The 21,515-nt window shown below is 71.2% G+C and carries 18 protein-coding genes; 6 read left to right on the forward strand and 12 right to left on the reverse strand.

The features are described 5' to 3' along the window. The first annotated feature begins 33 nt into the window (after positions 1–33). Genes Ate02nite_RS07090 through Ate02nite_RS07100 form a run of 3 tightly spaced genes read left to right on the forward strand, consistent with a single transcriptional unit; the run spans position 34 to position 3,302 of the window. Positions 34–408 carry a PH domain-containing protein gene (locus tag Ate02nite_RS07090; protein ID WP_203800820.1) on the forward strand — a complete coding sequence of 125 codons (375 nt, stop codon included), beginning with the start codon at positions 34–36 and terminating at the stop codon, positions 406–408. A 60-nt stretch (positions 409–468) separates the two neighbouring features. Beyond that, positions 469–1,632: a PQQ-dependent sugar dehydrogenase gene (locus tag Ate02nite_RS07095; RefSeq protein ID WP_239147184.1), complete on the forward strand. Its 1,164-nt coding sequence runs from the start codon at positions 469–471 to the stop codon at positions 1,630–1,632. 50 nt (positions 1,633–1,682) lie between these two features. Continuing rightward, positions 1,683–3,302 (forward strand): metallophosphoesterase family protein, encoded by a 1,620-nt coding sequence (locus Ate02nite_RS07100; RefSeq protein WP_203800822.1) that lies wholly within the window; start codon positions 1,683–1,685, stop codon positions 3,300–3,302. A 112-nt stretch (positions 3,303–3,414) separates the two neighbouring features. Here the strand turns inward: Ate02nite_RS07100 and gatB are convergent, their stop codons facing one another. From gatB to Ate02nite_RS07150, 10 genes are all read right to left on the reverse strand, one after another. Beyond that, positions 3,415–4,908: an Asp-tRNA(Asn)/Glu-tRNA(Gln) amidotransferase subunit GatB gene (gene gatB, locus Ate02nite_RS07105; protein WP_203800824.1), complete on the reverse strand. Its 1,494-nt coding sequence runs from the start codon at positions 4,906–4,908 to the stop codon at positions 3,415–3,417. A gap of 89 nt (positions 4,909–4,997) precedes the next feature. Next, positions 4,998–6,461, reverse strand: coding sequence for an Asp-tRNA(Asn)/Glu-tRNA(Gln) amidotransferase subunit GatA (gatA, locus tag Ate02nite_RS07110; protein ID WP_203801174.1), 1,464 nt, complete (start codon positions 6,459–6,461; stop codon positions 4,998–5,000). 2 nt (positions 6,462–6,463) lie between these two features. After that, positions 6,464–6,763, reverse strand: coding sequence for an Asp-tRNA(Asn)/Glu-tRNA(Gln) amidotransferase subunit GatC (gene gatC, locus Ate02nite_RS07115; RefSeq protein WP_203801177.1), 300 nt, complete (start codon positions 6,761–6,763; stop codon positions 6,464–6,466). A 227-nt stretch (positions 6,764–6,990) separates the two neighbouring features. Then, complete coding sequence (locus Ate02nite_RS07120) at positions 6,991–8,865, reverse strand: putative bifunctional diguanylate cyclase/phosphodiesterase (RefSeq protein WP_203801180.1); 1,875 nt, start codon at positions 8,863–8,865, stop codon at positions 6,991–6,993. 337 nt (positions 8,866–9,202) lie between these two features. After that, entirely contained in the window at positions 9,203–11,476 is a 2,274-nt protein-coding gene (ligA, locus tag Ate02nite_RS07125; RefSeq protein ID WP_239147185.1) for an NAD-dependent DNA ligase LigA, read from the reverse strand. 80 nt (positions 11,477–11,556) lie between these two features. Next, positions 11,557–12,543, reverse strand: coding sequence for a methionine synthase (locus Ate02nite_RS07130; protein ID WP_203800826.1), 987 nt, complete (start codon positions 12,541–12,543; stop codon positions 11,557–11,559). Continuing rightward, on the reverse strand, positions 12,536–13,648 hold the full coding sequence (gene mnmA, locus Ate02nite_RS07135; RefSeq protein ID WP_203800828.1) for a tRNA 2-thiouridine(34) synthase MnmA: 1,113 nt from the start codon (positions 13,646–13,648) through the stop codon (positions 12,536–12,538). The genes Ate02nite_RS07130 and mnmA overlap by 8 nt, the downstream gene beginning before the upstream one ends. Positions 13,649–13,660: 12 nt before the next feature. After that, positions 13,661–14,836 carry a cysteine desulfurase family protein gene (locus tag Ate02nite_RS07140; RefSeq protein WP_203800830.1) on the reverse strand — a complete coding sequence of 392 codons (1,176 nt, stop codon included), beginning with the start codon at positions 14,834–14,836 and terminating at the stop codon, positions 13,661–13,663. Positions 14,837–14,921: 85 nt separating this feature from the next. Next, entirely contained in the window at positions 14,922–15,881 is a 960-nt protein-coding gene (locus Ate02nite_RS07145; RefSeq protein ID WP_203800833.1) for an electron transfer flavoprotein subunit alpha/FixB family protein, read from the reverse strand. A 13-nt stretch (positions 15,882–15,894) separates the two neighbouring features. Beyond that, a complete protein-coding gene (locus Ate02nite_RS07150; RefSeq protein ID WP_203800836.1) occupies positions 15,895–16,674 on the reverse strand; it encodes an electron transfer flavoprotein subunit beta/FixA family protein in 780 nt (259 codons plus the stop codon). Positions 16,675–17,026: 352 nt separating this feature from the next. Here Ate02nite_RS07150 and Ate02nite_RS07155 point away from each other — a divergent pair, with 352 nt between their 5' ends. The 3 genes from Ate02nite_RS07155 to Ate02nite_RS07165 are packed head-to-tail and all read left to right on the forward strand — an operon-like array spanning position 17,027 to position 18,115. Further along, positions 17,027–17,413, forward strand: a complete 387-nt coding sequence (locus tag Ate02nite_RS07155) for a YidH family protein (protein WP_203800838.1) — start codon at positions 17,027–17,029, stop codon at positions 17,411–17,413. Then, on the forward strand, positions 17,410–17,712 hold the full coding sequence (locus Ate02nite_RS07160) for a DUF202 domain-containing protein (protein WP_203800842.1): 303 nt from the start codon (positions 17,410–17,412) through the stop codon (positions 17,710–17,712). Before Ate02nite_RS07155 ends, Ate02nite_RS07160 begins: the two co-directional genes overlap by 4 nt. Before the next feature lie 58 nt (positions 17,713–17,770). Further along, positions 17,771–18,115, forward strand: coding sequence for a PLD nuclease N-terminal domain-containing protein (locus Ate02nite_RS07165; protein WP_203800845.1), 345 nt, complete (start codon positions 17,771–17,773; stop codon positions 18,113–18,115). Between the two features lie 8 nt (positions 18,116–18,123). Here the strand turns inward: Ate02nite_RS07165 and Ate02nite_RS07170 are convergent, their stop codons facing one another. Beyond that, positions 18,124–19,737 carry an acetolactate synthase gene (locus Ate02nite_RS07170; RefSeq protein ID WP_203800847.1) on the reverse strand — a complete coding sequence of 538 codons (1,614 nt, stop codon included), beginning with the start codon at positions 19,735–19,737 and terminating at the stop codon, positions 18,124–18,126. A 34-nt stretch (positions 19,738–19,771) separates the two neighbouring features. Further along, on the reverse strand, positions 19,772–21,502 hold the full coding sequence (locus Ate02nite_RS07175; protein WP_203800855.1) for an Hsp70 family protein: 1,731 nt from the start codon (positions 21,500–21,502) through the stop codon (positions 19,772–19,774). Positions 21,503–21,515 lie beyond the last annotated feature (13 nt).

A 21,515-nucleotide genomic window follows, 5' to 3' on the forward strand; every position in this document is an offset into this window, starting at 1 on the left:
AGCCGGTCGGAGGGCGGGTGGGACAATGCCGGGGTGAGAAGAAAGCCCCTCCTTCGGGTCCGCAAGACCGGAGCGCTCCTGGTCGCCGCGGTCATCGCGTTCGTCGGCACGGTTCCGCTCGCCGGAGCCGGGTGGGAGTGGACCCCGGTCCTGCTGCTGCCGGCCGCCGCCTTCGTCTGGGCGTGGCGGGCCGGCACCGACGTCTACGCCGACGAGCTGCGGGTCAAGGCCCTGGTCGGCAGCACTGTGGTGCCCTGGCCGCGGATCGCCGAGCTCGCCCCCGACCGGTCCGGCCAGATCGCCGCGCTGCTCGACAACGGCAACATGATCCGGCTGACCGGCGTGACCCAGGCCAATCTCCCCCGGGTCCTGGCGGCCGGGAAACAGGAGATCAGCAACCCGGACTGATCCCCCGGTGTTCCCAGCTGGCGCCGCTACCCTGGGGGGCGTCGAAGTCGAGGAGGTCGCGTGATCGTGCGTTCCCGCCGGGCCCGGGGCGTGGCGCTGTCGCTCGGTGCCGTGCTGGCCGTGACCACGGCGTGCAGCTTCGGTCCACCCGATCCCGACCAGCAGGGCGCCCCGCCCAACCTGCCGAAACCCTCGGCCGCGCTGTCCCAGGGCGAGTCCGGCGGCGACCAGGAGGTCGCGGTCACGGTGCTGGCCAAGGACCTGGAGATCCCGTGGGGCATGGCGTTCCTGCCCGATGGCGGAGCCCTGGTCACCGAGCGTGACACCGGCCGCATCCTGCAGGTCGGACCGGAGTCGGACGCGAACGGACTGAAAGTCACCGAGGTGCAGCGGTTCACCGAGGTGCAGGCCTCCGGCGACGGCGGCCTGATGGGCATCGCGGTCAGCCCGTCCTACAAGACCGACAAGACGGTCTTCGTCTATTACTCGACGACCAAGGACAACCGGATCGCCAAGCTGGTGCTCAAGGGCACGCTGGAGCCGATCGTGACCGGCATCCCGCGCTCCCGCGACGACAACGGCGGTGCGCTGGCGTTCGGCCCGGACGGCTACCTCTACGCCGGCACCGGCGACGCGACGAACGGCACGCAGGCGCAAAACCCGAAGAACCTGGGCGGCAAGATCCTCCGGATGACCACGGCGGGCAAGCCGGCCCCCGGCAACCCGGTCAAGGACTCGCTGGTCTGGAGCTCCGGCCACCGCAACGTGCAGGGCCTGGCCTGGGGCGGCGACCGGCGGATGTATGCGACGGAGAACGCCCAGCCGAAGTTCGGCGAGCTCAATGTGATCGAGAAGGGCAAGAACTACGGCTGGGGCACGGTCGACGGCACCGGCACCGATGCCAAGTTCACCAACCCGCTGCGCACCTGGCCGATCAACGAGTCCTACTGCGCGGGCGTGGCGCTCGTCGAGCAGTCGGTGGCCACCTCCTGCCTGCTCGGCAAGCGGATCTGGATGATCGAGGTCACCGGCAACGGCACCGTGCTGGGCACCCCGCAGTCCTTGCTGACCGAGGAGTACGGCCGGTTGCGCGGCCTGGTCCTGGCGCCCGACGGCTCGCTGTGGGCGAGCACGTCGAACCAGGAGGACGGCGGCACCCCCGCCCCCGAGGACGACCGCATCATCCGCCTGGTCTTCTCCGGCGGCGGCGCCGGGCGCACCTGATACCTGGGAGCCGTTTGATGACCGCCGGGATGGGGCAGGGTGATCCACCGATGACCGATCACCACTGGCTGCACCGTGTCCGCCACCGAGTCGGCCGGGCCGGCGCGGTCACCGCCCGGGTGTATAGCAACCGCTGGACCACCCGGGTGCGGATCGCGGCCGCGGTCGGCCTGGTCAGCATCGGCGGGGTGGTGGTCGGCACGATGCTGTTCGGGCACGCCGGCCTCAACGTGGGCCCGTTCCGGGCCGAGATGTCGATCAGCCCGTCCATCCTGGGCGGCACCGAGGTGGACATCCCGCCGCTCGGCTCGCTGCACCTGGACAGCCACGACGGCCCGATCCACCTCAAGGTCAACCTCGGGTCGCTCGACCAGAGCCGCACCGAGGCCCTGATCGACGACCCGGCCGCGATCAGCTCGGCCGGCGAAAATGCGGTCGACGACGTGCGGTCCGGGGTCATCCGGCTGGGCGTGCGCACGCTCGGCATCGCGGTGCTGAGTGCGATGATCCTGGCCGCCCTGATCTTCCGGAACATGCGCCGGATCGCCGGCGCCGGGGTGACCGCGCTGGTGGTGACGCTGGGCAGCTTCGGTCTCGCGGCCGGCACCCTGCGGCCCGACTCGATCGCCGAGCCTCGTTACGAGGGCCTGCTGGTGAACGCACCGGCCGTGGTCGGTGACGCCCGCCGGATCGCCGACAACTACGGACGGTACGCGGACCAGTTGCAACAGATCGTCAGCAACGTCAGTCGCCTCTACACCACGGTGTCGACGCTGCCGGTCTACCAGCCGGCCGGCAACACCACCCGCATCCTGCACGTCAGCGACCTGCATCTGAACCCGTCGTCGTTCGGGCTGATCCGCACGGTGGTGCAGACCTTCGACATCGACGCGGTGATCGACACCGGCGACATGGTCGACTGGGGTTCCAGCGCCGAGACCGGGTACGCCAGCTCGATCCCGTCGGTCGGCGTGCCTTACATCTACGTGCGCGGCAACCACGACTCGGCCGCCATCCAGGACGCCGTCGCCCGCCAGAAGAACGCCGTCGTGCTGGACAACAAGATCACCACGGTGGACGGCCTGACCATCGCCGGCATCGGCGACCCCGAGTTCACCCCCGACAAGAGCGAGACCGCCGACGCGGCCGCTCAGGATGCGGCCAACCCGCTGACGATCGCCGGCAACGAACTCGCCACCACGATCCGGAACTACGGCAAGCCGGTCGACATCGCGCTGGTGCACGACCCGGCGATGGCGCCGCCGCTCTCCGGCGAGGTGCCTCTCGTGCTGGCCGGCCACCTGCACAAACGTGAGGTCTCGCTACTGCCCGTGCCGGTGCCGGAACCGGCCGCCTCGGACGCGTCGGCCTCCCCCACCCCGGCCCCGTCGGCGACCGGCACCCAGACGGTGACTCAGACCCGGCTCATGGTGGAGGGCTCGACCGGCGGCGCCGGCCTGCGCGGCCTGGAGAAGGAGGAGCCGACCCCGCTGAGCCTGTCGGTCCTCTACTTCGACGAAAACCACCAGCTCAAGGCGTACGACGACATCGAACTGGGCGGCACCGGCCAATCCAACGTGGAGATGCAGCGAAACGTGATCGGCGCCAAGGAGGAGCCGACCGCGTCGCCGTCGGCGTCGGTCCCGGCTGGAGCGGAGCCCAGCCGGTAGCTTTCGCCAGCCGCGCTAGCGGCTTTCGTTGCAGGCCCGGCCGGATGGTGGCGGCACAAAGGTCCCGTGGCACCCAGCGCGCTGGGTGCCACGGGACCTTTGTAGGCCGTACTTAGGAAAGACGCGCCAAGATCAAGTCGCGGACGGTCTTGGCATCGGCCTGGCCTCGCGTGGTCTTCATGACCGCGCCGACCAGCGCGCCGGCCGCCGCGACCTTGCCCTCGCGGATCTTCGCGGCGATGTCGGGGTTGGCCGCGATGGCCTCGTCGACGGCGGCCGTGAGCGCGCCCTCGTCGTTGACCACCTCGAGGCCGCGCGCGGCCATGACCGCGGCCGGGTCGCCCTCGCCGGCCACCACGCCCTCGAGCACCGCGCGGGCCAGCTTGTCGTTGAGCTTGCCGGCGTCGACCAGTTTCTGCAGCTCGGCGACCTGCAGCGGGGTCGCGCCGATGTCGGCCAGATCGATGCCGGTCTCGTTGGCGCGGCGGGCCAGCTCGCCCATCCACCACTTGCGGGCGCCGGCCGGCGAGGCACCGGCGGCGATGGTCTCCTCGATCAGCTCGACCGCGCCCGCATTGGCCACGGACTGCATGTCGATCTCGCTGATCCCCCAGTCCTCGCGCAGCCGGGCCCGCTTGCTGCTCGGCCGCTCCGGCAGGGCCGCCTTGAGCTCGGCCACCCAGGCCGGGTCGGGCGCGATCGGCACCAGGTCGGGCTCGGGGAAGTAGCGGTAGTCGGTCGCCGTCTCCTTCGAGCGGCCGGGGCTGGTGTCGCCGCGGTCCTCGTGGAAGTGCCGGGTCTCCTGGATGATGCGGGTGCCCTCGTCGAGCAGGCTCGCCTGCCGGATGATCTCGGAACGGACCGCGCGCTCGACCGAGCGCAGCGAGTTGACGTTCTTGGTCTCCGTCCGCGTGCCCCACTCCTCGCCCGGCTTGTTGAGCGAGGTGTTGACGTCGCAGCGCAGCGAACCCTGCTCCATGCGCACGTCGGAGACGCCAAGCGAGCGGATGATGTCACGCAGCTCGGTGACGTAGGCCTTGGCGATCTCGGGGGCCAGCGCGCCGAGGCCGGGCACCGGCTTGGTGACGATCTCGACGAGCGGGATGCCGGCCCGGTTGTAGTCGACAAGCGACTCGGTGGCGCCCTGGATGCGGCCGGTGGCCCCGCCGACGTGCAGCGACTTGCCGGTGTCTTCCTCGAGGTGGACCCGTTCGATGCCGATACGGTACGGCTTGCCCTCGTATTCGACGTCGACGTAGCCCTCGGCGCACAGCGGCTCGTCGTACTGCGAGGTCTGGAAGTTCTTCGGCATGTCGGGGTAGAAGTAGTTCTTCCGGGCCATCCGGCACCAGGTCGCGATGTCGCAGTTCAGCGCGAGGCCGATGCGGATCGTGGCCTCGATGCCGGCCCGGTTGGCCACCGGGAGCGCGCCCGGCAGGGCCAGGCAGACCGGGCAGACCTGGGTGTTGGGCTCCGCGCCGAACTCGGTGCGGCAGCCGCAGAACATCTTGGTCTGCGTGCCGAGCTCGACGTGCGTCTCCAAGCCGATGACCGGCTCGAAGCGGGCGATGGCGTCCTCGTACGTCGGCAGGGCGGTGGTCGTCATGCGGTGAACTCCCGATCTGGACCCGGTGATTTCGGATTAAAGACTAGTGGGCGGATGCCGGAGCCCGGACCGGGCTCCGGCATCAACGACTACAGCGCGGGCGGAGTGAAGGTGCCGACCGCCGACTCGAGGGCGGCGCCCACCCGGTACATCCGGTCGTCGGCCATGGTCGGGGCCATGATCTGGAAGCCGACCGGCAGCCCCTCGGACAGACCGCACGGCACCGAGATCGCCGGACCGCCGTACAGGTTGGTCGGGATGGTGAAGAGGTCGGCCAGGTACATCTGGTACGGGTCTGAGGTGCGTGACCCGAACGGGAACGCCACGAACGGCGTTGTCGGCGAGACCAGCACGTCGACCTGCTCGAACGCCTTCTCGAAGTCCCGCGTGATGAGCGTGCGGACCTTCTGCGCCTGCCCGTAGTAGGCGTCGTAGTAGCCGCTGGACAACGCGTAGGTGCCGAGGATGATGCGGCGCTTGACCTCCGCGCCGAAGCCGGCGTCGCGGGTGAGCGACATGACCTCCTCGAGCGACCGGTTGCCGTCGTCGCCGACCCGCAGGCCGTAGCGCACGCCGTCGAACCGGGCCAGGTTGGAGGAGCACTCGCTCGGCGCGATCAGGTAGTAGGCCGGCAGAGCGTACTGGAAGTTCGGGCAGGACACCTCGACGACCTCGGCGCCCAGCTTGACCAGTGCCTCGAGCGACTCGCGGAAGGCCGCGATCACGCCCGGCTCCGAGCCGTCCCCGGCGAACTCCTTGACCAGGCCGAGCTTGACCCCGGTCAGGTCGCCGGTGGCACCGAGGCGGGCAGCCGCCACGACGTCCGGCATCGGCTGCGGGATGGAGGTGGAGTCGCGCACGTCGTGGCCGCCGATCACCGAGTGCAGCAGCGCCGCGTCCTCGACGTTGCGCGCGCACGGGCCGGGGGTGTCCAGCGACGACGAGAAGGCGATCAGGCCGTAGCGGGAGGTGCCGCCGTAGGTCGGCTTCGCCCCCACGGTGCCGGTGACCGCACCCGGCTGCCGGATCGAGCCGCCGGTGTCCGTACCGATTGCCAGCGGAGCCTCGTAGGCGGCCAGAGCCGCCGCCGAACCGCCACCCGAACCGCCCGGAATGCGGCCGAGGTCCCACGGGTTGTTGGTCGGCCCGTAAGCCGAATATTCGGTCGAGGACCCCATGGCGAACTCATCCATGTTGGTCTTGCCGAGCGGCACCGTACCGGCCGCCTGCAGGCGCTCGTAGATCGTCGCGCTGTAGGGCGGGCGCCATCCCTCGAGGATCTTGGAGGCCGCGGTGGTGGGCACGCCCTTGGTGGCGATCACGTCCTTGACCGCGACCGGCACACCCGCGAGCGGTCCGGTGATCTCGCCCTTGTCCACGCGGGCAGCGGCGGCCAGGGCACCCTCGGCGTCGACATGCAGGAACGCGTGCACCCGCTCGTCGACGGCCGAAATCCGATCGAGGTGAGCCTGCGCCACCTCAACCGCCGAGACCTGCTTGTTCTTGATCGCGCCGGCCAGCTCCACCGCCGACATCCTGGTCAGATCGGACATCGTCACGCCTCCTCGTCCAGGATCCGCGGCACCCGGAACCGGCCGTCGAACGCGTCGGGCGCGCCGGAGAGCGCCTCGTCCTGCGTGAGGGACGGCTGCGGGACGTCATCGCGGTACACGTTGGTCAGCGGCACGGAGTGCGAGGTGGGCGGAATGTCGTCCGCGGCCACCTCGCCGACCCGCGCGACCGACTGCAGGATCACGTCGAGCTGCCCCGCAAACTGATCCAGTTCCTGCTCGGTCACGGCAAGCCGCGACAGGCGCGCGAGATGCGCGACCTCTTCGCGGGAGATGGCGGCCATCATGCCCCTACTTTCTCCAGTCCGAAGCTGACCCGGCGAGTCTATTTCGCCCGCCCCGACGCCCTCCCGCCGGGACAGCGACATCACCCTTCCGACCGCCAACATCAAGATCAAATCCTGGCTGTCGTGCCTGAGTGGTGGGTACAGACCGTCGCTCCCGCCGAGGCCGGGCCGGGGCCCAGCTTCGCCGGCCCGGGCCCTTCATTCTGCGTGAGTGGTGAAAACCCTCACGGCGTCGGGCTGGGCAGAGCCAGTGGGGTGGGGCCGGGGCGGACCGGGCGGTAGCGGGAGAGCCAGGTGGCCAGGTCGGCCGGGGGCATCGGGCGGGCGTGGAACCAGCCCTGGGCGGCGTGGCAACCGGCCGCCGCCAGCAGCCGCCAGGTGCGTTCGTCCTCCACGCCCTCGGCCACCGCGCGCAGGCCCATCGCCTCGGCCAGGTCGATCACCGAGCGGACGATCGCGGCGTCGCCCCGGTTGGTGGCCATGCCCAGGACGAACGAACGGTCGATCTTCACCTCGGCCAGCGGCAGGCGGCGCAGGTGCTGCAGGGAGGAATAGCCGGTACCGAAGTCGTCGAGGGAGATCGCGATGCCCATCCGGTCCAGGCGGGTGATCGTGTTCAGGACCCGGTGCGGGTCGGCCATCAGCGCACTCTCGGTGATTTCGAGTTGCAGCAGGTCGGCCGGCACGCCGTACTCGTGCAGCAGGTCTTCCACCCGGTCGGCGATGCCGCCGGCGTGCAGGTCCCGGGCGCTGACGTTGACCGCGGCGCGCAGCGGCGTGCCGGCCTCGCGCCAGGCCGCCAGCTGAGCCACCACGTTGTGCAGCACCCGCCCGGTGAGCAGGCGCATCACCGGGGTCGGCTCGGCGACCCGGATCAGCTCCTCCGGCCCGACCAGGCCGCGCTCGGGGTGCTGCCACCGCAGCAACGCCTCGACCCCGACCACCTCGCCGGTAGCGATGGCGATCTGCGGCTGGTAGAAGAGCATGATCCCGTCGTCGGGCGCGTCCTCCCGCAGCGCGCGGCGCAGGTCGGCCAGCAGGGCAAGCCGGTCCGGCGAGTGGTGGGCGGCGTCCGGCCCGTAGACGGCCACCTGGTCACCGCGCTGCTTGGCGTCGTACATCGCCACCTCGGCCTCGCGCAGCAGCGTGGCGCAGTCGGCGTCCGGGGTGTCCTGCAGGGCGATGCCGATCGAGGCGGTCACATCAACCGGTAGCCCGTCCATCGCGAACGGCCGGTTCAGCGCCTCGGCCAGGTGATAGGCGATCCGCCGGGCTTCCGGCGCCCCGTCGACCCGGTTGGCGAGCACCGCGAACTCGTCGCCGCCCAGCCGCACCACCAGGTCGTGGGCCGGAACCACCTCGGCGAGCCGCCGCCCCACCTCGACCAGCAGCCGGTCGCCGACCCGATGTCCGAGCGCGTCGTTGACCGCCCGGAACCGGTCGAGGTCCAGCAGCAGCAGGGCCCGCTCCCGCCCACCCTCACCGATCATCGACTGCAGGGCCCGCCGATTGGGCAACCCGGTGAGCGCGTCGACCCGCGCGGCCCGCTCCGATTCCCCGTTGGACCGGACCATCCGGTGCACCGCATGCAGCGCCAACAGCACCAGTGGCACGAACGCCAGCCCGACCTGTGCGGTGGCCAGCACCACCGGCCCCAGCAGCAGTAGGGCCGCGGTGGCGAGGACTTCCACGCTCTGCTTACGAGCCCGCTGGCGCCGCCGCTCCGACCCGGCCCAGGCCACGAGAGCGGCCAGCCCGTACCGGGCGAGAATCCAGACAGCGGCGGCGGCCACGGTGAGTACCGCGTCGTCCCAGTCCGGCCGGGGCCCGATTCGCAACGACACCACCGCGGCGACCCCGGCCGCCGCCCCGATGGCCGCGGCGTGCTGCAGAGCGAGATGCAGGGTGCGCCGGGCGGGTAGCCGCATCCGCATCCCGGCAACGGTCACGGCCGCGAGTTGCACGGCCAGAGCCGGCACGAATCCCCAGGCCAGAGCAATAGCGAAGGTAAAACAGATCGACGGCAGAATGACCGAGCTGGCCCGCCGATCGGCAAGCACATAGGGCCGGGCGTCAACCACGACCGCGAGTGCGGCCATCAGCCAGTAGGCCCCCGGCAGAGCCGCGAACGTTCCCGGTGCACAGGCCCACAACACGAGATCAGCCAGAATCGCCGTCCCCGCGGTGACCACAACCGCCCGCCGCCCCGCGGCCCGGGTCTCCGCAGCGCGGTCGTTCCCCACGCGACCGCCCGCCGAACGACTGCGTCGGCGTGCGGCGTCCATACGACCTCCACAATGGCGGGAAAACCGATCGTTATCACGATAGATCGGCATTGTCCGCAGGCCGCGAAACGGCTAGGGCGTTATCAAATCGGCATAACGCTTTAAACGCTCAATCTACAAAAATTACGCCATTCGAGTGACCCCAGCTCGGTCAGCTCTCGGCCGGCGGCTCCTCGGCCATCTCGGCCACCGCTCGGGCGGCCTCCGGGCCGTCGGCCAGCAGGACGGCGAAGCCCTGCTCGTCGAGCACCGGAACCTTCAGCTGCAGGGCCTTGTCGTATTTGCTTCCGGGGTTTTCGCCGACCACCACGAACGCGGTCTTCTTCGAGACCGAGCCGCTCACCTTGCCGCCTTGGGAGGTCACCGCCTCGGTGGCCTGGTCGCGGGAGTGGGTGGACAGCGTGCCGGTGACCACCAGGGTCATGCCCTCCAGCGGGCGTGGGCCGGTGTCGACGCGCTCGTCGGCCATGCGCACGCCGGCCTCGCGCCACTTGTGCACGATGTCGCGGTGCCAGTCGACGGTGAACCACTCGCGCAGGCTCTCGGCGATGGTCGGGCCGACGCCGTCGACCGAGCTGAGCGGGTCCGGCTCCGCCTTCGGCTTGCGCTTGGCCGCCGGCTTGCCCGCAGCCTCCTCACCCGGCTCGCCGGCGGGCGGCTCCTCGGCCGTGGCGTCCTCGGTTGGGGCGTCCTCGGTTGGGGGGACGGTCTGCACTATCTGCTCGATGGCCTCCATCGAGCAGAACTCGCGGGCCAGCGCCTGCGCCGCCGTCGGCCCCACGTGCCGGATGGACAGCGCCACCAGGACCCGCCAGAGCGGCTGCTGCTTGGCCTTTTCCAGGTTTTCCAGCAGGCGCACCGCATTGCTGCCCAGCGTGCCGTCCTGGTTGACGAAGAACGGGGACTGGCGCAACTGGTCCTCGGTGAGCGCGAACAGGTCGCCCTCGTCGCTGATCACGCCGGAGTCGAGCAGCGCCTGACCGGCCTTGTAGCCCAGCACCTCGATGTCGAACGCGCCCCGGCCGGACAGGTGGAACACCCGCTCGCGCAACTGCGACGGGCAGGACCGGGTGTTGGGACACCGGATGTCGATGTCGCTTTCCTTGGCCGGCGCCAATTTCGTGCCGCAGGAGGGGCAGTGCGTCGGCATCACGAAGGCGCGGGCGTCGGCCGGCCGCAGGTCGATCACCGGGCCGAGCACCTCGGGAATCACGTCGCCGGCCTTGCGCAGCACGATCGTGTCGCCGATCAGCACGCCCTTGCGTTCGACCTCGCGGGCGTTGTGCAGGGTGGCCTGGGCGACCGTGGAGCCGGCCACCTTGACCGGCTCGAGGATCGCGAACGGGGTGACCCGGCCGGTGCGCCCCACATTCACCGCGATGTCGAGCAGCTTGGTGGTGACCTCCTCGGGCGGGTATTTGTAGGCGATCGCCCAGCGTGGCGCCCGCGAGGTGGAGCCGAGCCGGCCCTGGATGGACACCGAGTCGACCTTGACCACCACGCCGTCGATCTCGTGCTCGACGTCGTGCCGGTGCTCGCCGTAGTAGGCGATGTAGTCACGCACGCCGGACAGATCGTCGACGAGTTTCCAGCGCTCGCTGGTGGGCAGGCCCCACGCCTTAAGGGCTTCGTAGGCGTGCGACTGCGAGGTCGGGGTGAAGCCGACCCGGGCACCGATGCCGTGCACCACCATGCGCAGGCCGCGGGACGCGGTGATGCGCGGGTCTTTCTGGCGGAGACTGCCGGCGGCCGCGTTGCGCGGGTTGGCGAACGGCGGCCTACCTTGCTCGACCAGCGACGCGTTGAGGTCGGCGAACGCGGACACCGGGAAATAGATCTCGCCGCGCACCTCGAGCAGGTCGGGCGGGTTGTCGCCGGCCAGGCGCTCGGGGATCTCGCGGATCGTGCGCACGTTGGAGGTGACGTCCTCACCGGTGCGCCCGTCGCCGCGGGTCGCGCCGCGCACCAGCTTGCCCTTCTCGTAGGTCAGGTTGATGGCCAGGCCGTCGACCTTGAGCTCGCAGATGAACTCGGTCGGGCCGCCCGCGTCGCGCAGCGTGCGCTCGGACCAGGCGGCCAGCTCGGCGTCGTCGAAGACGTTGTCGAGCGAGAGCATGCGCTCGGCGTGCTCGACCGGGGTGAACAGGGTGGAGAATGTGCCGCCGACATTTTGCGTCGGGGAGTCGGGAGTGCGCAGCGCCGGGAACTCCTCCTCCAGCGCCGAGAGCTCCCGCAGCAGCCGGTCGAAGTCGGCGTCGGAGATGGTCGGCGAGTCGAGGACGTAGTAGCGGTACTGATGGCCGCGCAACTCCTCGGCCAGCTCGGCGTGCCGGCCGCTGGCCTCGGGCGTCGGGTCTTTGCCGGCCGCGGCCACCTGCTCCGGGGTAGGCGGAGCCACCTCGACGTCGTCCTGCTTCTCGGCCACCGCAACCTCCGTCTCGCGTGAGCTAGGAGGAACGGTAGTCGCCAGGTACGACACTTTTTAAGCCAGCCACGCGGGGCTGATCAGGCCTCGGCGAGCCGCCGTCCGGCTTCCCGGCAGGCGGTCAGCGCGGCCCGCGCGTACTCCGGAGAGGCGCCCGCCAGACCGCAGGCCGGAGTGATCACCACCTGCTCCGGCAGCTTCGCGGCCGGGAAACCCAGCCGGGACCAGAGCTTGCTCACCCGGTCGGCCGCCCGCTTGCTGTCGGGCGCCGGCCCGCTGGTCGGCACGACGCCGGCGAAGAGGCCGAGGCCGGCCTCGATGGCCTCGCCCAACGGATCAAGATCCTTCAGCAACGAAAGGTCGAGCGCGAAGGCCGCGGCCTGCGAATCCCGCAAAACCCGCAGGGGTACGTCGGGAGCACAGCAATGCACCACGACGGGTACGCCCACCTGCTCAACGATCGTCCGCAGCCCGGTGGCCGCCTCCGGAGCGGCAACCGCCCGGTAGGAGCCCAGCCCACTCTCGGTCGGCACGTGCCCGGCCATGACGGTGGGCAGGGAGGGCTCGTCGATCTGCAGCAGCACGGTCGCCCGGGGCAGCCGCTTGCGCACCTCGTCGACGTGCCGCCGCAACCCCTCGGCCAGCGAGTCGGTCAGGTCCCGCACCGCGCCGAGATCGCGCAGCATCCGCCCGCCGATCTGCTGCTCGAGGCTCGCGGCCAGGGTCCACGGACCGGCCGCCTGCACCTTGAACGTGCCGGCGAACCCGTCGCCCTGCTCGGTTGCCTGGTCGAGGTCGCGTTCCAGCAGGTCGGCGGTGTGCCGCAGGTCTTTGCCCGGCCGCGGCGCCATCTGCCAGCGACCGGCGTAGACCTGCACCGGCAGGTCGACCAGGAACCCGGCGGTGCGGCCGATCATGTCGGCGCCCGGCCCGCGAGCCGGCAGCTCGGGCAGGTGCGCCAGGTCGGGCAGCTCGCCGAAGACGACGCGTTGCGCCTCGACGATGTCGGTGCCGGGCAGCGACCCGATCCCGGTGGCCGCGCCGCGGGCCCACGGGAAGTCAGGCACGCGCCACACCGCCCGCGGTCTGCAGGTCGGCCGACGCGGTGCCGGCCGTGATGGTGGCGGAGCCGAGGACGATGTCGCCGGCCGGGTCGGGCCGGTAGGCGACGATCGCCTGACCGGCGGCCACCCCACGGGCGGGCTCGTGCAGGCGGGCGGTCAGCCCGTCACCGTCGACGACCACCGAGGCGGGCACCACGTCGCCGTGCGCCCGCAGCTGCACCGAGCACTCGACCGAGACGGCCGGGTCGTGCCAGATGGCCCGGCTCGCTGTGACCGTGTCGACGGCCAGTTCCTCGCGGGACCCGACGGTGACCGTGTTGGTCTTCGGGGTGATCGAGAGCACGTAACGCGGCCGGCCGTCGGGCGCGGGCACCCGCAGGTCGAGGCCCTTGCGCTGGCCGATCGTGTACGAGTACGCGCCGTTGTGGGTGCCGAGCTTCTCACCCGTACGCGAATCGACGATGTCACCCGGCGCCGAGCCCAGGCGGCGTTCCAAAAAGCCCTTCGTATCGCCATCGGCGATGAAGCAGATGTCGTGCGAATCGGGCTTGTCGGCCACCGCCAGGCCGCGCTCGGCCGCCTCGATGCGGACCTGGGCCTTGGTCGAGTCGCCCAGCGGGAAGACCGACCGGTCGAGCTGGGCCCGGGTCAGCACGGCCAGCACGTAGGACTGGTCCTTCGGCAGGTCGACGCTGCGCCGCAGCAGGCCGTCGGCGCCCAGCCGGGCGTGGTGGCCGGTGACGACGGCGTCGAAGCCGAGGGCCACCGCCCGGTCGAGCACCGCGGTGAACTTGATCTTCTCGTTGCAGCGCAGGCAGGGGTTGGGGGTGCGGCCCGCCGCATACTCCGCGACGAAGTCGTCGACGACGTTCTCGTGGAACTGGTCGGCCATGTCCCAGACGTAGAACGGGATGCCGATCACGTCGGCGGCCCGCCGGGCGTCCCGGGAGTCTTCCAGCGTGCAGCAGCCCCGCGCGCCCGTTCGGTAGGTCTGAGGGTTGCGCGCCAGCGCAAGGTGCACCCCGGTGACGTCGTGGCCCGCATCGTGGGCGCGCGCGGCGGCGACGGCGGAATCGACACCGCCGGACATAGCCGCAAGAACTCGCATGCCGCAAGCGTACTAGCGAGGCGTCTTCCAGGCGGTGGCGCGGCGGGCGCGCTCGACCGCGCCCGGCAGGGCGGCCAGGAGCGCGTCGACGTCGTCGGCGGTGCTGGTGTGGCCGAGGGTGAAGCGCAGCGACGATCGAGCCCGGTCGTCGTCGGCGCCCATCGCGATCAGCACGTGGCTGGGCTGGGCGACGCCGGCCGAGCAGGCCGAGCCCGTCGAGCAGGCGATGCCCTGGGCGTCGAGCAGCAGCAGCAGGGCGTCGCCCTCGCAGCCGGGGAAGCTGAAGTGCGCGTTTCCGGGGAGGCGGTCGGCGTGGTCGCCGTTCAGGATGGCGTCCGGGATCGCCGTGCGCACCCTGGTCACGAGCTCGTCGCGGAGGCCGGCGACCCGGGCCGAGTATTCCTGCTGGGACTTGACCGCGGATTCCACCGCGACCGCGAAGGCGGCCACGCCGGCGGTGTCCAGGGTGCCGGAGCGGACGTCCCGCTCCTGGCCGCCGCCGTGCAGCAGCGGGGTGCAGGCGACGTCGCGGCCGAGCAGGAGGGCGCCGACACCGACCGGGCCGCCCAGCTTGTGACCGGTGACGGTCAGCGCGGCCGCGCCGCTGGCGGCGAAGTCGACCGGGATCTGGCCGACCGCTTGTACGGCGTCGGTGTGGAACGGGATGCCGTGCTCGGCGGCCAGGTGGGCCAGATCACGGATCGGCTGGATGGTGCCGATCTCGTTGTTCGCCCACTGGACGCTGATCACGGCGATCTCGTCCTGGTAGTGGGTGATCAGGTCTTCCAGGTCGGCGACGCTGACCCGGCCCTGGTCGTCCACCGGCAGCAGGTTGAGCGCGGCGCCCTCGTGGGTGTTCAGCCAGTCGACGGCGTCCAGCACGGCGTGATGCTCGACCGCTGAGGCGATCACCCGGGTGCGGTTGAGCGAGGCGGCCCGCCGGGACCAGAAGATGCCCTTGGTGGCGAGGTTGTCGCTCTCGGTGCCGCCGCTGGTGAAGACCACCTCGGAGGGGCGGGCGGAGAGGGCCGCCGCGATCCGCTCGCGGGACTCCTCGACCAGCCGGCGGGCGCAGCGGCCGGCGGCGTGCAGCGAAGACGGGTTACCGACCGAGCGGGCAGCGGAGGCGTACGCCTCTAGCGCTTCCTCGAGCATCGGGGTGGTTGCCGCGTGATCCAGATAAGCCATCAGTCGCCAAGCTTATGCCTTGGAAGCGGCAGAGCCCGGAGCAGAGCGGGGAGGGTGCGCAAGCGCACCCTCCCCGGCCGCCGGACTACTTACGCTTGCGGATTTCGTCGGCCGCCTGGGGTACGACCTTGAACAGGTCGCCCACGACGCCGTAGTCGGCCAGCTCGAAGATCGGAGCCTCGGGGTCCTTGTTGACCGCGACGATCGTCTTGCTGGTCTGCATGCCGGCCCGGTGCTGGATCGCGCCGGAGATGCCCAGAGCCACGTAGAGCTGCGGGGACACCGTCTTACCGGTTTGGCCCACCTGGAACTGGTGCGGGTAGAAGCCGGAGTCGACCGCCGCCCGGGATGCGCCGACCGCGCCGCCGAGCAGGTCGGCCAGCTCCTCGACCACCTTGAAGTTGTCGGCGCTGGCCACGCCGCGGCCGCCGGAGACGACGATCGACGCCTCGGTCAGCTCGGGGCGGGAGCCCTTCTTCTCGGCCACCCGCTCGACCACCTTGGTGAGCTTGTCGGTGTCCGACACGCTCACGGTGAGCTGCTCGACCGTGCCGGCCGCCGGGGCCGCCACCGGGGTGGTGGAGTTGGGGCGGATGGTGACGATCGGCAGGCCCTTGGTGACCTTGGACTTCACCAGCGCCGCGCCGGCGAAGATCGCCTGGGTGGCGGTGCCGTCGGCGTCGATCGCGACCGCGTCGGTGAGCAGGCCGTTCTCGAGCTTGACGGCGAGCCGGCCGGCGATCTCCTTGCCCTCCTGGGTGGAGGCCAGCAGCACCGCGGCCGGCTGCACCTGCTGGACCAGCGAAGCCACGACGGTCGCCTTGGGGGCTACCAGGTAGCCGTCCACGTCGTCGCCCTCGCCGGCGTAGATCTTCTCAGCGCCGTACTCGGCGAGTTTGTCCTTGAATTGAGCGGCGGCGCCCGCGCCGCCCAGCACCACGGCGCTGGGGGTGCCCAGCGTGCGGGCGAAGGTCAGCATCTCGAGCGTGACCTTTTTGACCCCGGCGGATGCGGAGGCCTCTACAACGACCAGAACTTCTGCCACGACAGCCTCCTTCTCAGACGAACTTCTCGGCGGTGAGGTACGAGACGAGCTGCGTGCCGCCGTCGCCCTCATCGGTGACCTTGGTGCCCGCCGAGCGGACCGGGCGCTGCGAGAACTCGACCACGGCGCTTGTCGCACCGGCCGTGCCCACCTCGCCCGCGTCGACGCCCAGGTCGCTCAGGGACAGCGTCTGCACCGGCTTCTTCTTGGCCGCCATGATGCCCTTGAAGGACGGGTAGCGCGGCTCGTTGATGGTGTCCCAGACGCTGACGACGGCCGGCGTGGCCGCGGTCACGACCTCGTAGCCCTCGTCGGTCTGGCGCTCGACGGTCAGCTGCGAGCCGTCGACGGTGAGCTTGCGGGCGCCGGTGAGCGCCGCGATGCCGAGCCGCTCGGCCAGCATGTGCGGCAGCACCTGCACGCGGCCGTCGGTGGATTCCGCGCCCGCGATGATCAGATCGGCGTTCAGCGTGCCGAGGGCGGCCGCGAGAACCTTCGAGGTGGCGACGGCGCACGAACCGTGCAGGGCGTCGTCGGTTACGTGGACCGCTTTGTCGGGGCCCATGGAGAGCGCCTTGCGGATGGACTCGGTGGCACCGGCGGGACCCATGGTCAACACTGTGACCTCGCCGCCGTGCGCCTCTTTGATCTTCAACGCCTCCTCGATGGCGTACTCATCCATCTCGTTGATGACGTTGCTCGCCGAGGCCCGCTCGACGGTGTTGTCGCTAGCGCTAAGGGTGCGCTCGGCACCGGAGTCGGGTACCTGCTTCACCAAAACGACGATGTTCATCGCGCTCCTACGACCCTCCTGTTATGAACGCACCGTTGCGGTCGGACGCCTGCTGGAAGGTTACCCGCCAGTAGCTTATGGGTGATAGCCACCCAGAGTGACACACCTCACCATGATGGGCTGAGGAGGTGTCGCGATATGTCCGGCCAAATCGCTCCATTGCTTGACGGGTTTCGCCCGCCTGTCCCCCACTCTGTACCACGATCAGTCGGCGCCGCGACCGAGTCCCATGGCCGAGCCGGTCCGGACTCGCCGTGGTGCCGTTGCGGACGGTCACGAGAGTCGTGTGTCAGTGACGAAGTCCGCAGTCTGTGGATGCACCTTCTTGACCCAAGAGGTCGATAATTGAACGGTGTTCGGTGACCTGCGACAGTGGTTCGATCCTGAGAAACAACCGACCGTCGGCCGGACCCCGGATTACCGGTTCTCGCTCGCCAACGAGCGCACCTTCCTGGCCTGGGTCCGCACCGGCCTGGCGCTGATCGCCGGCGGGCTGGCCTGCGCCCAGTTCCTGCCGCCGCTGCCGGTCGAGCACCTGCGCGAGGTGATCGCCATCGCGATGCTGCTGCTCGGCGGGGTGGTGGCGCTGCGCGCGGTCGACCACTGGGCCCGCACCGAGCGGGCCATGCGACTCGGCACCGAGCTGCCGGGCTCGAAGTTCCCGGCGATCCTGGCCCTCGTGGTGGCGGCCGGAGCGCTGCTCCTGATCGTGGCCGTGGTGATCAAGGCAGTGGTGTGAGCCCCGATCCGGGTGCCTCGGCCGAGCGCACCCGGCTCGCCTGGCGGCGCACCGGGCTCTCCGCCACCGCGGCCGCTCTGCTCGCCGCCCGGCCCGCCTTCCGCCCCGAGGCCGGGGTGCTGGCCGTCCTGGTCGCGGCCCTGGCCATGGCCGCGTGGGTGATCATGATCGCACTTGCCTACCGCCGGTCGGCCGCCCTGCGGCGCCTCCCACCGGTGCCGGCCCGCCGGGCGATACCGGCATACGCCCTGATCACCGCGGCCCTGGCGGCGCTCGGCGGCCTGGTCGTCCTGCTCTAACGTCGCCTTGTCACGCTCTAGCGTCGCCGGAAGGCCGCGAGCGAGTCATCATTGCTTCATGGTGCGGGTGTTCATCTTCCTGGCTGCAGTGCAGCTGGTCCTTTTTGTGCTGGCGCTGATCAGTGCGTTGTCCGCTGATCGCGTCCGCAATGCGCCGCGCGCCCTCTGGGTGCTCCTGATCATCTTCGTCCCGCTGCTGGGCCCGCTCGGCTACTTCCTCTGGGGCCGCCCGGCGGTCGTGCCGATCGAGGGCGCGCCGCCCCGCCGCAGCGGCGCGCGCCCGTCCTCACCGGACGACGATCCCGACTTCCTGCGCCGGATGAACACCGAGCAGTCCCGCCGCGACCGCGAGACCCTCTCCCAGTGGGAGCGGGAATTCAAGAAGAAGAAGGAAGAGGACTAGGCTTAGGCCTAGGCCAGGTTCGAGCTGCGGGGGTACGCATCGGTGGGGTCGGTCAGCACGTTGACCAGGTACGGCACCCCGGCGTCGAAGGCCCGGGCCAGGGCCGGGCCCAGGTCGGCCGACTTCTCGACCGTCTCGCCGGCCCCGCCGAGAGCCCGCACCACGTCGTCGTAACGCAGGCCGGGCTGCAGGTCGGCGGCCACGTCGTAGCCGTACATGGCGTTCATCGGGTGTTTCTCGAGGCCCCAGATGCCGTTGTTGCCGACCACCATCACCACCGGCAGCTTCTGCCGGACCAGCGACTCCGCGTCCATCAGTGAGAAGCCGGCCGCGCCGTCCCCGAGCAGCACACAGATCTGCCGGTCGGGGTAGGTGACCCGGGCCCCCATCGCGTAGCCCATGCCGGTGCCGAGGCAGCCGTACGGACCGGGGTCGAGCCAGGTGCCGGGCTGGGACGGCTCGAGGTAGCGCCCGGCGTACGAGACGAAGTCGCCACCGTCGCCGATGGTCACCGCGTCGGCGGCCAGCACCTTACGAAGCTCGCCGTAGATGCGGGCCGGCTTGATCGGGTCGGTCTCGGCCGCCATCGCCTCGGCGTCGCGGGCCTTACCGGCGTCCTCGGCCGCGCGCAGCCCTTCGATCCACTCGGGGTGCTTCCCGGTGGACGCGGCCAGCGCGGTGAGGATCAGGCGCAGGTCACCGGCGGGCGAGACGGCCGGGGTGACGTGCGAGGCGCGCTGGGTCGGCGCGTCCACAATGTGCACGACCTGGGCCTCGCCGAACTCGCCGAAGCCGAGCCGGAAGTCGAGTGGCGTGCCGATCACGCAGACCACGTCGGCCTCGTTCAGCGCGGGACGCCGGGCCTTGACGAAGGCCAGCCGGTGCGTCGGCGGCAGCGCGCCGCGGCCCATCCCGTTGGTGAAGACCGGCACGTCGAGCGCCTCGGCGGCGGCCCGCAGCTCGTCGATCGCGTTGCCGCCCCACACGTCGGAGCCGGCGATGATGATCGGCCGCTGGGCGTTGGCCAGCAGCGCGGCGGCCCGGGCCACCTCGTCCGGGTCGGGCTCCAGGACCGGCACGGCCGGCTGGCCGGGTGCGGCCGCCTCGCCGCTGGAGAAGACCACCTCGAGCGGCAGATCGAGGAACGCGGGGCCCCGGTGTGCGGTGAGCGCCGCGGTCAGCGCGGCGGTGATCTCGCCCGGGATGCTGTCGGTGTCGGTGACCGTGGCGGCGTACTTGGTGACCGGGGCGACCAGCGGCACGTGGTCGAACTCCTGCAGGCTGCCGGCTCCCCAGCGGAACTGCGGCGCCCGCCCGCCGAGCACGAGCACCGGGGAGGCGTTGAAGAACGCGCTGGTCAGGCCGGAGATGCCGTTCGTCACGCCGGGGCCGGCGGTGAGCACCGCGAGGCCGGGCCGGCGCTGCAGCTTGGCGATCGCCTCGGCCGCGAACACGGCGGACTGCTCGTGCCGGACGTCGTAGATCGGGAAATCGGACTTGTGCGCCGCGTCGTACAGCGGGAACACGTGCCCGCCGGAGAGGGTGAACATCTCGGTCACCCCGAACGCCCGCAGGGCAGCCAGCGCCAGATCGCCGCCGTGCCCCTCGATCACCTCTGTCATAGCCGCCTCCGTCGCCGAGCCAGACCGACGCGAATTACTCTCGCATACCCGTGATGTCGAGGATGTCGCGCACCAGGTTGCGCGCGCTCTCCTCGATCGAGTCGCCATTGCCGTATCCATAGGCGAGCACGGCCGCGGCCACCGGCACCGCGATCATCACGGCGAAGCTGAACATCAGCTTGAGGAAACGCCCGAACCCGCCACGCCGCCGAGGCCGTCGTTGCTTCGGCGCCTTGACCCGGGCCGGCGGCTTCGCCTTGGCCACGCGCGCCGGTGGCGGCATCGGGGTCACCGGCTGGGACCGGGTGCGCGGAACCGCCTGCGGCGGCGCGGAAACGGGACGGGCAGGTGGGCGGGCCGGCGACATCGGCCGGCTTCCGCTCGGCGTCCGATCCGGCGGCGGCGGGTGTACGGGCGGGAGCGCCTCGAATCTCGGGGTCGCGACCGTGGCTTGCGGGTCGGGCACCCAATGCCCGTGGTCGGCGTCCGGCCACGGATCGACGGCCGGCTGCAGCCCGGTCGTGCCCGGGATGTGCTGCGCCACGATGCTGCGCGGCACCGGCACGGTTTCGCTCTCGTCCGGGACCGGGTCGCTGTCCGCCTTCTCCATGGTGCCGAGCGAGCTCTCCGCCCGGCCGGTGGAGACCAGGCGCAGCTCGGCGGTCGGGCCGGGAGCGGCCGCCCCGGTGGTCAGCAGGGCCGCGTCGGCCAGGATGCTGCCCTCGGCCACCACCAGCTCGGGCTGTTCGATGACCACCGGCGCCTCGCCGAGCTCGCGGTGCAGCAGCGTCGCGACCAGCGGAATCCGGCTGGCCCCGCCGACCAGGAACACCCCGGCCAGCCGGCCCTCGGGCAGGTCGGCCCAGCGGAGCAGCCCCTGGGTGATGCGGACCGTCTGGTCGAGCACCGGGCGGGCGAGTTTCTCCAGCTCGTCGCGGGTGAGGTGGACCTCGGTGTCGAGCAGCGGCACCACGAAGTCGGCGGACTGAGCGCGGGACAGCCGCTCCTTGGCGATCCGCACGTCGTCCCACAGCTGCCGGCGGGCGCGGCGCTCCTCGATCGTGGTCGGCTCCAGGATCCGCTGCCACTCGTCGGTGCGCAGGTGCTCGACGATGGCGGCGTCGATGTCCAGGCCGCCGATGTCGTCGCGGCCGTCGACCGCCAGCACCTCGAAGCCGGAGGCGGTGCGGGCCACCACGCTGGCGTCGAACGTGCCGGCCCCGAAGTCGTGCACCACCACGACCGAGCCGATCGGCACGTCCCGGCCGAGCACCTCGGCGAAGTAGGTGGCGGCGGCGACCGGCTCGGCGACCAGCCGGGGGCGCTCGAGACCGGCTCGGGCGGCCGCCTCGGCGAGCAGCGTGCGGCGGGCCGCGCCCCAGGTGGCCGGGCAGGTCAGGGTGACGTCGGGCAGGACCGGGCCGACCGCGCGGTGCCACTCCTCGGCGACCCGGGCCAGCACCGCCGAGATCAGGTCGACGATCGGGAACTCCTGGTCGCCGAGCAGCACCGTGCCGTCGTCGATGCGCCGCTTCGGGTTGGGCTCGAAGCGGGCCGGGTCGAGGCGGGCGCTGTGCACGGCGTCGCGGCCCACGTTGAGCTGGCCGCCGGGCTCGGCGTAGACGGCCGAGGGCAGCAGCGGTGAGCCGTCGACCAGGATCGGGCGGGCGCGACCGTCGGGCCAGCGTGCCACCGCGACGGTGTTCGACGTGCCGAAGTCCACGCCGAGGGCGTGCCGCTTCGGGCCCCCAGGGTCGTTGGCCATGCGGTGAGTCTAG

The organism is Paractinoplanes tereljensis, from assembly GCF_016862435.1.
In the GTDB taxonomy this organism is placed as follows: Bacteria; Actinomycetota; Actinomycetes; order Mycobacteriales; family Micromonosporaceae; genus Actinoplanes; species Actinoplanes tereljensis.